The sequence below is a fragment of the Marinomonas vulgaris genome (assembly GCF_018145875.1).
Taxonomy (GTDB): Bacteria; Pseudomonadota; Gammaproteobacteria; order Pseudomonadales; family Marinomonadaceae; genus Marinomonas; species Marinomonas vulgaris.
This window is the reverse complement of record NZ_JAGSSV010000001.1, coordinates 90083-103885: the sequence shown is the minus strand read 5'-3', so window position 1 is coordinate 103885 and position 13803 is coordinate 90083. Positions and strand designations below refer to the sequence as shown.

Annotated in this window: 12 protein-coding genes; 5 read left to right on the top strand and 7 right to left on the bottom strand. The window is 45.6% G+C overall.

Going from position 1 to position 13803, the window contains the following annotated elements; all coding sequences use genetic code 11:
* Positions 1-133: 133 nt before the first annotated feature.
* A complete protein-coding gene (locus J9B83_RS00465) occupies positions 134-1075 on the bottom strand; it encodes a glucosaminidase domain-containing protein (protein WP_211534705.1) in 942 nt (313 codons plus the stop codon).
* 374 nt (positions 1076-1449) lie between these two features.
* Here J9B83_RS00465 and J9B83_RS00460 point away from each other — a divergent pair, with 374 nt between their 5' ends.
* Entirely contained in the window at positions 1450-2604 is a 1155-nt protein-coding gene (locus tag J9B83_RS00460; RefSeq protein WP_211534704.1) for a GGDEF domain-containing protein, read from the top strand.
* 358 nt (positions 2605-2962) lie between these two features.
* On the top strand, positions 2963-3682 hold the full coding sequence (locus tag J9B83_RS00455) for a YccT family protein (RefSeq protein WP_211534703.1): 720 nt from the start codon (positions 2963-2965) through the stop codon (positions 3680-3682).
* Between the two features lie 88 nt (positions 3683-3770).
* On the opposite strand, the gene J9B83_RS00450 is transcribed toward J9B83_RS00455, so the two are convergent.
* Complete coding sequence (locus J9B83_RS00450) at positions 3771-4649, bottom strand: carboxylate/amino acid/amine transporter (protein WP_211534702.1); 879 nt, start codon at positions 4647-4649, stop codon at positions 3771-3773.
* A 282-nt stretch (positions 4650-4931) separates the two neighbouring features.
* Between J9B83_RS00450 and J9B83_RS00445 the strand changes: the two genes are divergently transcribed.
* From J9B83_RS00445 to J9B83_RS00435, 3 genes are all read left to right on the top strand, one after another.
* Positions 4932-5543: an OmpW family outer membrane protein gene (locus tag J9B83_RS00445; RefSeq protein ID WP_211534701.1), complete on the top strand. Its 612-nt coding sequence runs from the start codon at positions 4932-4934 to the stop codon at positions 5541-5543.
* Between the two features lie 190 nt (positions 5544-5733).
* The gene (locus tag J9B83_RS00440; protein ID WP_211534700.1) at positions 5734-6336 is read left to right on the top strand and encodes a class I SAM-dependent methyltransferase; all 603 of its coding nucleotides are present in this window, start codon (positions 5734-5736) and stop codon (positions 6334-6336) included.
* Complete coding sequence (locus J9B83_RS00435) at positions 6333-7436, top strand: HNH endonuclease (protein WP_211534699.1); 1104 nt, start codon at positions 6333-6335, stop codon at positions 7434-7436. Before J9B83_RS00440 ends, J9B83_RS00435 begins: the two co-directional genes overlap by 4 nt.
* A 70-nt stretch (positions 7437-7506) precedes the next feature.
* On the opposite strand, the gene J9B83_RS00430 is transcribed toward J9B83_RS00435, so the two are convergent.
* From J9B83_RS00430 to J9B83_RS00410, 5 genes are all read right to left on the bottom strand, one after another.
* Positions 7507-10674 carry a DUF3427 domain-containing protein gene (locus tag J9B83_RS00430; protein WP_211534698.1) on the bottom strand — a complete coding sequence of 1056 codons (3168 nt, stop codon included), beginning with the start codon at positions 10672-10674 and terminating at the stop codon, positions 7507-7509.
* A gap of 49 nt (positions 10675-10723) precedes the next feature.
* A complete protein-coding gene (gene modC / locus J9B83_RS00425) occupies positions 10724-11821 on the bottom strand; it encodes a molybdenum ABC transporter ATP-binding protein (RefSeq protein WP_211534697.1) in 1098 nt (365 codons plus the stop codon).
* A 16-nt stretch (positions 11822-11837) separates the two neighbouring features.
* Complete coding sequence (modB, locus tag J9B83_RS00420; protein ID WP_211534696.1) at positions 11838-12536, bottom strand: molybdate ABC transporter permease subunit; 699 nt, start codon at positions 12534-12536, stop codon at positions 11838-11840.
* 11 nt (positions 12537-12547) lie between these two features.
* Entirely contained in the window at positions 12548-13297 is a 750-nt protein-coding gene (gene modA, locus J9B83_RS00415) for a molybdate ABC transporter substrate-binding protein (protein WP_211534695.1), read from the bottom strand.
* A gap of 70 nt (positions 13298-13367) precedes the next feature.
* Positions 13368-13697: a Rieske (2Fe-2S) protein gene (locus J9B83_RS00410; RefSeq protein WP_211534694.1), complete on the bottom strand. Its 330-nt coding sequence runs from the start codon at positions 13695-13697 to the stop codon at positions 13368-13370.
* Between the last annotated feature and the right edge of the window lie 106 nt (positions 13698-13803).

Here is a 13803-nt window from a genome sequence, read left to right as displayed (position 1 = left end):
TCGTTCTATGAGTGGGAAAAAAATACCAGAGTATTGTAAAGAAGGGGCTAGCGCTTAGCTACCCCCCAGAAAAAGGAATTTCGTAACAATAACGGGTATTTAATGCATATTCTTTTAACGCAAGGTGTGTGCATTACTGTGCAGGCTGTGACTCTGCAGTAGGTGGGTTACGATTGAAGCGCCATAACTTGTTGTAGTTGATAAGCCCTTCGATTTCTTCCACATAGGCTTGTCCACGTTCTGAGTAATGTTCTAAACCATGCACAAGTGCTAAGCCGGAGATAGTTTGTTTGTTGCTACGCATGTCTAATCGAATCGCCCGCAGCTTTTTGTATGCGGCATTGGTGTTTAGATTATCGATATAAGCGAAGACGGACTCTCGTGCGTCATTGAATTTACGCACTTCATGGTCGGCATCGCTGTCTCTTGACTCTGGCACCAAGCCACATCCCTTGCGGAAACACCATTGCCCAAAGAAATTATTACCTTGAGTGGCGAAACGTGATGTTCCCCAAGCCGATTCATTGGCAGCTTGAGCTAAAACAAGCGATACAGGGATGATATCCATACGGTTAAGTAGCGCGTTTAAATCGTCTTTTGTGTACGACTCAAGAACATCCAATCTATGGTCTTTACGCAACATAGAGACCCATTTCTTATTCTTAGCCGACAGTGCTTTGTTGCTCTTTAATAAAGCGGACAGTCGCTCACGATCTTTTAAAATTAAACTGTTTTTTTCATTTACAAATGGCGTTAAAAAATCAAAAAAGGCCTTTTTGCGAGCTTTTACATCGGTAATAGCCGTAAAGTCGGGGGTGTTTTTGTTAACAGGATGCGATTTATAGTATTTTTTCTCATCCGCTGTGGCATCTCCTGAGTCTTGCTCAGCGGGCTGTGTTTTGTTCTTTTCGACTTTATTGGCTTGAACTGTGCCTATTGATTTGGTCTTTTCTTGATTTGTACTTTGTTTGGGCACATTTTGGGGCGTTTCTTGCTCGTCTTTTAAGGGTCCCGCTTTTATCCACAAAATGAATATCAACGCGATAGAAACAATCCAGAGTATTTTATTTTCCATAAACAACCACAAATCAAAAGAGTTATATTTTTTGCCGGTCTTGCCCGCGAGGTGACCCGTAGGCAAAACCGTTAAAGTAAAAAATTTGTATCATTATCCTCAAACAAACGTCAGTTTAATAGGTTATCGAGAAAGCTGCATGTATTTACCCCATTTTTTACGCCTATATTGACGTGTAAAAGGCATATTCGTTCCATTTTCTACAGTGATACCTAAAAGCATTAGCTTCTTCTTGACAGATTCCAGAGCCTGACATTTATGCTGGTTTATCACCAAAAAAGGCCATTTGATGGACGTTTCCCCTTGATTATGTTTTGTCGTAACATGAACGACTTACCCTATTTAATCGAATGATTCGACGGATATTATCTTCTATGAGTGAACGCTTAGGCTCCTTGTTTGTACCCTGTTGTATTTTACTGCTGAGTGTTTATGGAAGCTTGTACGTCGGCTTGTTGCCGCCTTTGTGGTTTAGTCTATTGCCTTTTATGCCCTTTATACTGGCAGGCATTGCGATCTTGCTAGCCTGGCATTTTAACAAAGGCCGAGTGCTGATTTTGGTGTGCCTCTTATTGGTACCCAAACTGCATGGCGAGTTTGGTCAGGCGGCGTCTTTCACCGCGTATTTGGTGGTGTCTTGTTGCTGTATTGCCTTGCTTGGGCTGATTCCTGAACGGGGCTTTTTTAATCGCTACGCGATAAACCGTGGCTTATTTATTTCCATGCTGATTACCTGGTGTTATGCGATTGAGCGCGGCTGGGTGTCTTTTGCCTTCTTGGACGCGACTTTTCTATATACCTCATACACTTGGTCTAATGTACTGCTTGGTGCGGCCTTGCTGATCAGCGTGGGCACCATTGGCACGGCTTGGTGGTTAAGTGGTGATGCTTTTCGAGCTAGCGGCTTGATCAGCATATTAAGCCTGCTGATCATCAGTCATTTTGCCTCCTCTTCGGTGCAGTTTGATACCCTTTTGTCGGCGCAATTTTTACTGTGGGTTTGGTTTTTACTACTCGAAAGCCATCGCATGGCGTACGTGGACGACATGACGAAACTCCCCGGTCGGCGCGCTTTAAACGAGCATTTGGTTGGCTTACCCAAAGAGTACGCTCTTGCCATGGTCGACGTAGACCATTTTAAGAAGTTTAACGACACCTATGGTCACGACATGGGAGACAAGGTACTTAAAAATGTGGCTTATCAATTGATGCATTTTTCTGGCGCTGGCAAAGCGTTTCGTTATGGTGGCGAAGAGTTCACTGTGGTGTTTCGAGGCAAAGGATTAGCGCAGGCGAAAGAAACCCTCGATGATTTAAGAATAAATATTGAAGAAGCACTGGTCGAAGTGTTTGATCCCAAAAAGAAACAAGACATAGACGTCAGTGTGACAGTCAGTATTGGGGTGGCGTTTTCGTCGGCGGGGGAGTCGCCAGAGGTAGTACTCAAGCGCGCTGACGACGCTCTTTACCAATCAAAAAAGAAAGGCCGAAATCGGGTGTCGACTTCTCCTTCACCTATTTCTTCATAAGAGTAAAAAAACTGTACGATCGGTCAGTTATCTATTGCACTGCTCAATGAGCTGTTTATAATGTCTGAATTATCAAAGAACATTGCAGCGGATGGGGTCGTCTCATCGCTCAATCACGGTGCCAACGTGGTGTAACAGTTAGCCTAAATGATGAATGCCTATAGTCATTGAGGTCTCTGTTACGAGGGGAAATGGGGAGCTTCGGCTCCCTTTTTTTATGCCCGCTTTTTAACCTATCGACCTTCGGAAAAAAGACAAAATCAAGTAACCGTCTTCTAAGCCTGTTTTCGCAGGCTTATTCAACAAAACGATATGCTACATTCTTCTGCCATATTCCAAAGGATGATAGGAGCGTTTGATGAAGGTGAAAAATCGTTTTGTAGCATGGAGTGCCTTGTGCGCGAGTGTGTTGGCCATGCCCGCTGTAGCGGCCACATTCGACGTGCCAAGATCGTATGAGATCATGTATGTCGACTTAGAAAGCTCGCGACAATTTGGCAACGATTTTAAAGTCGATGTGGACGCGGGTGAGCATCAAATTGTGGTGCGTTTTAACAAATTATTGCGTATCGGTGACGATACTCAAGAGTTTCAATCTGAACCTGTGGTGTTGAATTTACAGTTTGAAGAAAACACCTCCTTGACACTTAAAGCCCCTTATATTGCCAATAAAAGACAAGCGGAAGCGAACGCGCAAAAGCCTGAATTTACGATTTTAGACAATACCACGGGCAAAGCGGTGAATTACCAGCAACAAGCATTAGAGGCGCAGTCTGGCTTCCAGAATACTCGAGATTATCGCGAAGAGGTCGCTAAGTTAGCGGCTCTGGCGCCAGATCCTGTTAAAGCTGGGCCTGTGCCTGCTCCGGCGTTAACCACGGACGATGTGGCGTTGGATATGTTGAAATTTTGGTACAACCAATCCGACAGCGCCACGCGCAAAGCATTGCGCATATGGATGGAGAATAAATCTAGCGAACCAGATATGTCTAACATTCAATTTGAAATGGGGCAGTTTTGGTTTCAAAAAGCCGATAACGACGCCAAAAAAGCGTTTCGTATTTGGCTAGTGGAATAATAGAGCAGCAAAATCTACAAAAAAAAGCGCGATCTGATGGATAATCAGTTCGCGCTTTTATGTGGATTTACTCTAAGAAAAGAGCAGGTTAACTGGCGATTTGCGCCTTGGCGTTCAGTCGCTGGTTGAATTTATCGTTCACCCACAATGCCAGTAAAATAATGCCACCGCCAATGCTGAGGCGTAAAATATCGGCATCTCTGTTCCAAAACACCACGTTGACAATAATACCGGCCGGAATCAGCAAATTATTTGCCACCGCCAAGGTGCCAATGTTGACCAAGGTCGCGCCCTTGTTCCAAGCAAAATACCCCAAGCCAGACGCCACCACGCCCAAGTAGGTCAATATGCCCCACTGCAGAGACGTGGTTGGCAGTTTGTCTGGGTTGCCAAGGGCTAAATAGCAAGGAATGACCACTGCTAAAGCCCCCAAGAAGAACCAGCCGAATACGGTACGCTGTGGCAAATCGGGTCGTTGTTTGGCAATAAGGCGCTTGTAACCCACTTGGCCAGCGGCGAAACAAAGGTTCGCTCCTTGTACAATCAACAAACCTTTAATAAAGCCTTCATCGACCCCTTGGTAACGGATCGCCACCGCACCCAAAATAGCGATTAAGGCACTGACCGCAAAGCCAATGTTGATCCGACGATCCAGCATGTCGTTAATTAAAGTCACGTATAACGGTGTCATCACAGTGAACAGCAAGACTTCTGGTACGGACAAGTACAAGAAAGATTGGTAGTAAAACCCATACATGATGCCAAGCTGCAAAGCGCCACACACCATTAACTTGATGGCGATATTGGCTTCAATCTGACGCCATTTTAGAAAGGGCAAAAATACCAGTGTGGCTAAGCTGACACGCATCAGCACAGAAAACCACGCGTCTACCTGACCGGCGAGGTAAACCCCAATTAAACTAAATGAAAACGCCCACAAAAGTGTGACGGCAATGAGTATTGGCATGTTAAAAGCTTCCAGAAAAAATACCCGCCGATCTTACCGATTTCTTACACAATGGTAAAACAGTTTACTTACATATTTTTAATGGTTTACTAATGTGTATTTTTGGCTCGTATTGAATGTGTATTATTTTTAGATTTTTACGCTTTTCTTGACCTATCCCATTGGTGTCTTTCGATGCTGACATGGCTGTCATCAAACCTTGATCTAGGTTAATAGTTTTCAAAAATTTCCTGATACCTTTTGCCCCACAGACGTACTTACTGACCTAAAAAGGAATCGATGATGAAAGCTATACTTCCTGTTGCCCTTATTTCTGCTCTTTGTTCTTCCGTTGCCTTGGCTCATGATGCCGGTGATATTTTTGTTCGCGCAGGTTTTGCGACGGTTATGCCTAATGAAAGCAGCGATGAGGTTGGTACCAGCGGCGAACTTGAATTGGATAATGACACGCAAATTGGTTTGACGCTTACCTACATGGTAACCGATCAATTTGGTGTGGAAGTATTAGCGGCGACACCTTTCACTCATTCCGTTTCTTTAGGCGGATCAGAAGTGGCAGAAGTTTCTCACTTGCCACCTTCTGTCATGGCGCAGTACTACTTTGGTCAAGCTGACAGCAAGGTGCGTCCTTATGTTGGCGCAGGCTTGAACTACACTATTTTCTTCGATGAAGAAGGCAAAGGTGATTTGGCAACTTATGATATCAGCTTGGATAACTCTTTCGGTTTGGCAGCTCAAGTGGGTGTAGACGTAAACGTAGCAGACAACTGGTTTGCCAATGCTTCCTTGTGGTACATGGACATCAGCACAGACGTTCACGTAACTGGTATGGATGCGATCAAGACTGACATCGATCCTCTGACCTTCATGGCGAGCGTGGGTTACACTTTTTAATCGGTTTTAATGACCTTGCTATTTGAAGGCCTTGGTGTTCGCACCAAGGCCTTTTTTATACTGTTTTTTTGTCTACAAATGTCAGCTCATATGACATAGTAATAACCACAAGGCTGTGGGAAACTCAGGTTAATTCAAAAGATATTATTGTGTGCAGCACAGTGAGCAAAGACACCAAGGAGCGGTCAGTTTGAAGTCGAATCCAACGCTTACGTTTTACAATCAAAACGCCCAACACTTCAGCGACTCAACCCTTCAGGTTGACATGTCTGCGCTTTATCGTGAATTTTTACCAAATATACCAGCAAATGGTCACATTCTAGACGCAGGCTGTGGTTCCGCTCGTGATGCCGCTTATTTCAAACAACAAGGCTTTTGTGTAAGTGCTTTTGATGCGAGCGAAGAGCTGGCGGCGTTGGCCAGCCAACATCTGCAACAAACCGTCGAGGTAAAAACCTTTCAGCAGTTGGATAGCGTCAACCAATATCATGGCATTTGGTGCTGCGCCAGCTTATTACACGTCCCGAAAGACGAGCTTCCTGCGGTCTTTATTAACCTTCAAAATGCCTTAAAACCCGATGGGGTTTTATATGTGTCGTTTAAATATGGCACAAGCGAACGGTTTGATAATGGGCGTGAATTCACTGACCTAGACGAAGATGGATTAAATGACTTAATCCACGCCTGCCCCAAGCTCAGCTTAATTAAGCATTGGCAAAGTGCCGATCAACGACCGGGCCGTGAACATGAAATCTGGCTAAATGCTTTGATCAAAGCGGCTTCAGACAAATGATCAACGCCATCCAGCAGCAACTAGACTTTATCGCTTACATACAGCGGATGCTGGTGGAAGGGGACTTTAGCGCTACCTATAAATTTGCCCTGTTACACGCCATCGCCGATGTGTGCGTGGAGCAGAGCCCTTTATCAGATAACAACACACTAGAGATAAAGCTGCCCGCATTGGCAGACAAACTTCTAAGCTTGTATTGGCATCACGCCATGCCGTTTTCAGCGGAGCATACTGGGGAAAGCGCCTTACTTAAGCAGAACACGGGTGCACAATCCAAGGTAATCAGTGTCTTGTTTGAATGCCAACAAAACAACATTCGCAACATGCGCCAACTCAAGCAAAGTCCACTCTATAAACCCGCCTTTACCGCCGCGATGCACACACTTAAAACGGGCCCATTGTGGCGACTGCAAATACTGGCCAGACAAGAAGAATGCTTCTTATACCCTCATCAGCTTTTTGGCTTAGGCAGAGAAACCAAATACATAAGGCTAAATCCGGGCATCGCCAGTTGTTTTAGGCGCTTTTACGACCTTGTTGTCTATCTTGCAAAAAATGCATGGCTACAAAAGATCCAAAGTATTAAACACAACCAAGTATTAATTGGCCGCCAAAGCCAGCTACAAGAATTCTTATTTGGCGTAGACCGCAACGCCCTGACGAAAGCCAAACCTGTGTTAATCGAGCTGCAGACCAACCAATGCTTTTACTGTCGTAAACCGATGAAAGGTGACGTAGAAGTGGATCACTTTATTCCGTTCTCTCGTTACGCCAACGATCTTGGCCACAATTTTGTCGCCGCTCATCGTACCTGCAATAACAACAAGCGAGACTTTCTTGCCGCGCCAATACACCGGGCCCACTGGCAAGAACAGAACCTAGTGACCCACAACCAAACCATTACCCAAGAACTTAGCGGCTACTTTCACTGTAATGCAGACACCTCACTTGCCGTCAGCAACTGGGCGTATCAAGTGGCAGAATCCAGCAACGCCAAACTCTGGCTTGGGATAAATGAATTTGAACAAGCCGTCGTGGCGCAACAAGAGTTCGAACCGATTGGATTAGTGGCAGAAAAGCCTGCTGGGTATGAGGTTTAGGTTGAGATATATAGGTGTTGTTAAAAAATAAGAAAAAACAGAATTGGATTCGTTAATAATCTACAAAAGGTTATCCAACCGCCAATTTCCCTGCCTCATGCCACATTTCACTTGGCATGGGGTGGGTTAATTCCCACGTTACGTTCATCGGCTGGCTGCCGCTGTGGCTTTGGTATTTTACTTCGCCATAGTTCACGAACCCCATGGTTCTGCCGTTTTCATCCTTTCCTTGTTCGCGTACAAACAACAGTATCGTTTTGCCTGTTTGGCGATGCTGAATGTAGCTTAGGCCGCGGCCGTGTTCTGGGCGGGCGCTGTTTTGAGTCTGCCAGTGGAACAGGGTCGGGCTAATGGCGTAGTCGTGATACAGAGTCGTTGGCGAATAGGTCTTTTCACACTTATTCAGTGTAACAAATAACAATTCTAGGTTCTGTTCTTTGAGTTCTAAAACACCCTCACGGGCGGTGGATTTCTTCTCAAATGAGTGGGCGCCAAATGCGGCGAGTATTTGTTGTCGCGTATAGCGGCTGTGCAATTTGATCGCGTGATTGGGCAAGCAGGCGAGGTCGCGTTCTTGTTGGTGAATTCGTTGAATGAGCAAGCTGATTACTTGCTCTAGTTCCTGTTGCAGTGCTGGGTGGATCAAAGCTCGTAAGCTTTGCTCAAGAGTGTCGAAACCAAATGTATTTCCTGTGTTGTCCCAGAAATTGTAATGGGCCATTAGAGCAAACTGATTATTTTGAGGCGTCTTCACAAAGTCGAAATTATGGCGAGACAGTTCAATTAGAAACTGCAAATAGCTTAGGGAGTCACAACCAAGTAACTGAGTATTGATTGCTCGGTAATAGGCCGCATACACATCGGCTTGTTCAGCTGGTATCTCATCACCTTTTAGCCAATGCCAACCACCTAGTTTTTTCTCTTTGGGTTTATAAATGTCTTCGAGACTGACTTGTGGATTAAGGCGCAAAAAGTTACTTAGCGTGAGTGTTTCGTTGGTGTGTTGAGGGTAAGCATGGATAAGCTGTTGTAAGCGTCTCTTGCTGTTAATGGCTTGTTGGATATTGCGCAAAATGGTCTTTTGCGTTTGTGCTTGCAGCTCTATTCGACAACCCAATGGCAAGTGAGGAAAGTTGTGTTCTATCTCTGTTTTAAGGGGTTGGTTAGTTTTACCAATGAGTGCTCGAAACTTACTGGCAAAATCGTACTCAGCACGGGCATTACCCACAAAATCGAGAACGGTACAGCACTGCTTAGAATTGGCTGATAAACCAGCGTTATCTGGCAGACGAAGGCCACGGCCTAGTTGCTGTAAAAACAGCGTTAAGCTTTCTGTTGGTCGCAAAAACAACAGGGTGTCCACTTCTGGGATATCGACCCCTTCATTAAAAATATCCACCACGCAGAGTATTTGTATTTTCCCTTGGCGCAATGCTTGTTGTTTCTGTGAACGTTCATTGGTGTTTTTACTGGTCAGAACATCCGCATGAATACCTGCAAGGTTAAACTTAGCCGCCATAAACTCAGCGTGTTTTTGACTGACACAAAATGCCAGAGACTTAATGCGCTCAACATTGGTGACTATGTCGCTCAGGCTGCTAATTATCTTGGTTGCGCGATGATTCTCACCCGTATAAAGGTTACTCAGTTCAGCAATGTCGTAACGACCGTTGCGCCATGTGACTTGGCTTAAATCTGTGTCGTCATCTAGACCGAAGTATTGGAATGGGCATAAATGACGCTGATTAATGGCTTCTGGTAAGCGAATTTCTGCGGCGATCACACCACAAAAGTCATCTAATATATTGGCGCCGTCTTGTCGTTCAGGTGTCGCCGTTAAGCCGAGTAATATGTGTGGTGTAAAGTGCGCTAAGACGTCTCGATAACTAGCCGCACTCACGTGATGTACTTCGTCGATGACGATGTAATCGTAGTAATCCTTGCTGAGTTTTAGTGCGGTAAGTTGACTGTTTAGAGTTTGAATGGAGGCAAACAATTGGTTGTATCTTTGAGGTTGGTAGTTGCCGACCCATAACTCACCAAAGTCATTGTTTTTGAGTACCCCACGGTAAGCATTTTGTGCTTGTTTAAGAATCTCTTCACGATGAGCAACAAACAAAAAGTTAGCATTGGGTTTGGCGTCATACACTCGCTTAAAGTCGAATGCCGAGATAATCGTTTTACCGGTGCCAGTGGCCGCCACCACTAGATTTCTGAATCGTTGGTGAACTTGTCGTTCTGCGCTGAGTTTTTCTAAAATCGCTAGTTGGTGTGTTTTAGGCGTGATATCAAAGTAAAACTGATGGTTTGATTGGCCAATGCCGCGTTGTTCATTCAATGAGGTTCTGAGCTTTTCTTTGCTTTCTGCTTCGCCGGTAAAGCGCTCGAAGTCAGGAGATTGCCAATAGGTTTCAAAGGTGCTTTTGGTCTTGGCAATGATGTGCGGAATTTCTTGTGCTGTGATTTTAAGGTTCCATTCAAGGCCACTGGTCAGCGCAGAATGGGATAAATTTGATGAGCCGATATAGCCAGTGTGGAATCCAGTATCGCGCATAAAGAGATACGATTTTGCATGCAGGCGCTCTTGCTGATTGTTGTAACTCAGCTTTACTTCTGTATTGGGCAGGCTGGCGAGAAACTCCACCGCTTTAGCATCAGTCGCGCCCATATAAGAGGTGGTAATGACTTTTAGTTGTTTGCCGCTTTTGGTGAATTCTTCCAATTCGTGCTGAAAAATTCGCAGGCCAGTCCATTTAATAAATGAAACCAGCCAGTAAATGGTGTCAGCGGATTTGATCTCACGCTTGATCTCGGTTTCGAGGGAAATACCTGCATTGGCGCCGCTGAACAGTTCGCTTTGAGTGAGTCCTGTTAGCGGGAAAATATCGCTCGTGTAGTCCTTTAAATTAGCCGCGATTGGATTGTTAGTATTAAACAGGGCGGTTAATATGCGTCCTTGACTGTCGATGAGGTTTTCACAGATCAGCTCATCATCTTTTATATGGTCTTTTAGCCAGAGCACTAGGTTATTGGCAAGGGTGATTTGTTCTTGTAGGCGTTCGTTAGATTGGGGAATGGCGTCGATGGAGTGGGCAACAAGCTTACCGAGAAAACGCGAGAGCCAAGTAGCCGCCTCGGCGGACTCTAGCTGGCGTTCGCCAACAAAAAATTGATCACGATTGAGGTTCTTTTCAATAACCTGAGTAATTAATTGCTCGTAAATCCCTACCTGTTCCATTCAGTCACTCCCTAATTTTTTCACCTAAATATAAACCGTTAAAGCACGCCTAGCGTAACAGGGCGACGGATTTTATTTGTGCGATAACTGTTTGGCCTTTGTGTAACGCCAAGTTATGTGCCGATAGGGCGGTTATACGCGCGAGAATCGGCGTGTCTCCCACGAGCAGGCGTACCATGACCATGCTGGTGTCTTTTGGGTCGTTATCCATATCGTCAATCGTGGCGGTTAAACGGTTGAGTATGCTGGAATCGTCTTGCTTGCTTAACGAGAGGCTCACATCTCTGGATTGAATGCGCACGCTGACCAAATCGCCGATCTGTTCTTTTCCCTGTTTAAAGGCGATGGTTTGATCGTTGAGTGTCAGCCAAGACAAGCCCCATTGCGCCGCTTGTTGTGTCACCGTGCCCGACACCACCACGCTGGCGTCTTGATGGCGAGAAAAAGACGTCCCTAACCGACCCAGTAAAGTGTACTTTTCGCCCTGTTCTATCACACGCCCTTTTTCTAACACCACGATGTAATCGGCCAAACGAATCACTTCGTCTAAGGCGTGACTCACATAGATAATGGGGATTTGAGCGCGCTGACAGATCTGCTCCAAATAAGGCAGGATTTCTTGTTTTAAACCATCATCCAGCGCGGATAACGGCTCGTCCATCAATAAGAGCCTTGGTTGAACCAATAAAGCGCGCGCCATGGCGACTCGTTGGCGCTCACCACCGGATAGTTGATGTGGATATTGAGGCAAAATGGCGGCTATATTAAGCAGGCTGACCACGTCTTCGTAAGTGATGACCGACTGTTCAGTGTCGGCGCGTTTCACGGCAAATTGCAGGTTTTCTTCAGAGGTGAGGTGAGGAAACAAATTGGCCTCTTGAAACACATAGCCTATTGGGCGTTTATGGGCTGGCAGTGAGTGCGTGGGGGATTGCCAGACGACCTCGTTAAGGGAGATGTCTCCTTGTTGCTGGGTTTCAAGGCCAGCAATACAACGCAGCAGAGTGGTTTTACCAGAACCCGAAGGGCCAAATAACGCGGTAACGCCACGATTAGGCAGCGTCAAATCCACCTCAAGTGAAAACGTCGATTGCTTAAGATGTTGCTGTGAAAGACGAACCTGTAGAGACTTGTTGGGTGTATTCATGGGCGTATGCTTTTTGTCATAAAAAAGAAGAGGCAGCGGCTGAGTTTTTTTGTCGTTTTTGCACGCTGTATAAACAGGCCAAGACAACAAAAGCAAAGGCAATCATCAGAAGAGACAAAGTGTGCGCTTGTGAGTAATCCAGTGCTTCCACATGGTCATAAATTTGTACCGAAATAACCCGCGTTTCATTGGGAATATTGCCGCCAATCATCAAGACCACACCAAATTCTCCTACCGTGTGAGCGAATCCTAATACAGCAGCACTCACGTAGCCAGGTTTTGCTAAGGGCAAAGCCACGTGCAAAAAACGATCCCAAGGGGAAGAACGCAGTGTCGCCGCGGCTTCCAGTGGAAGCTTGCCGATGGCAGCAAAGGCATTTTGGATGGGTTGAACCACAAACGGCAGGGAGTACAACATAGAGGCCACCACTAAACCGTTAAAACTAAAGGGTAAAGGGTCGATGCCTAGTTTGCTTAACGCTTGTCCCATGGCGCCTTGAGGGCCAAGAAAGATCAGCAAATAAAAGCCCAATACCGTCGGCGGTAACACCAGAGGCATGGCGACAATGGCATTAACTGGACCTTTAAGCCAAGACTGGGTTCTGGCTAACCACCATGCGATGGGCGTGCTGATCAGAATCAGCAATACCGTGACCACGCTGGCAAGTTTCAGTGTCAGTACAATGGCGTCTAGGTCGGCTGAGCTAAGGAACATCTTTGGTTGGCCTATTTGGTTTCGGCGTAGCCAAAGGTCACAATTTTAGCTTGAATGTCTGGACGCAGCAAAAATGCCATAAATTCCGTTGCTTCAGGAATTTTTTTAGAGCGAGATAAAATAACGGCGCCCTGATGAATAGGATTGTACAAAGATGTTGGCACTGAAACGCTATGACCTTTTGTTTTGCCGCTAAGAACTTGAGATAGAGCGACAAAACCCACATTGGCGTTTTGTGAGTAAACAAACTGGTAAGTTTGACCAATGCTTTCCCCTTGCACAAGCTTGCGCTGGGTGTCGTTCCACGCCGATAAGCGGGTGAGTACTTCTTCGGCGGCTTTGCCATAGGGCGCTAACTTGGGGTTGGCAATGGCGATGCGGTTGGCTTTGAGTAGCGCGCTTTCTAAGGTGTTGCCTTCGATGGGGTTAACAGACCAGAGCACCAATTTACCATTCGCATAAATAGATAAACTTTCTGGTAGGGCAAGTTGTTCTTGGATTAACACATGGGGCTTTATCAAGTCTGCCGAGAGGAACAAATCGTATGGTGCGTTATTCTTGATTTGCGCAAAGAACTTACCAGAAGAACCAAAAGACAGTTGCAAGGTGTGCCCTGTTTCGGCTTCGAATTCTTGTGCTAATTGTTTAATGGGAACAATGAAGTTAGACGCCACAGCCACGCTAAGATCAGCCGCCAGCAGTTTAAGGGGAAGACTGAAGGTGATTAAGCAAAAAATCAGACGCAAGCTGGTGGTAAACATGGTGGTATTCCCTAAGTGTGTTCACTCAATATGATATCCATAAAAATGCACCGCCAAACGTCCAGATGACTCAAGGCAGCAGTAAGTAACAATCGCCTTTCTCCATGCCTACGGTGGCTTTTCTCAAATGACGGCCTTGGCACGGCCCTGTGATGCAGGTGCCGTCAGTGATAGAAAAAAGCGCGCCATGGTGATGGCATTTCAAATAATCCCCTTCGTCGTCGATGACACTGTCAGTCGACCAGTTTAGCGGCTTATTTTGGTGGGGGCATAGGTTTTCATAGGCAAAAATACGGCCTTGTTGTTTGGTGACTAAAAAACTGTATTTTTCGGCTTCAACAGTAAACGCTGTGCCTTCGGGCAAATTTTGTGCATTGGGAATAAGGTACTTTTTAAACACGTGATTACCACTTTTATTGTCATGCTGACGTTGTTTCGTTAAGGCGTCAATGTTTGTGATCAGATGCGTTTGGCTTGTTACGTACAAAATATGTCAACAAAACACT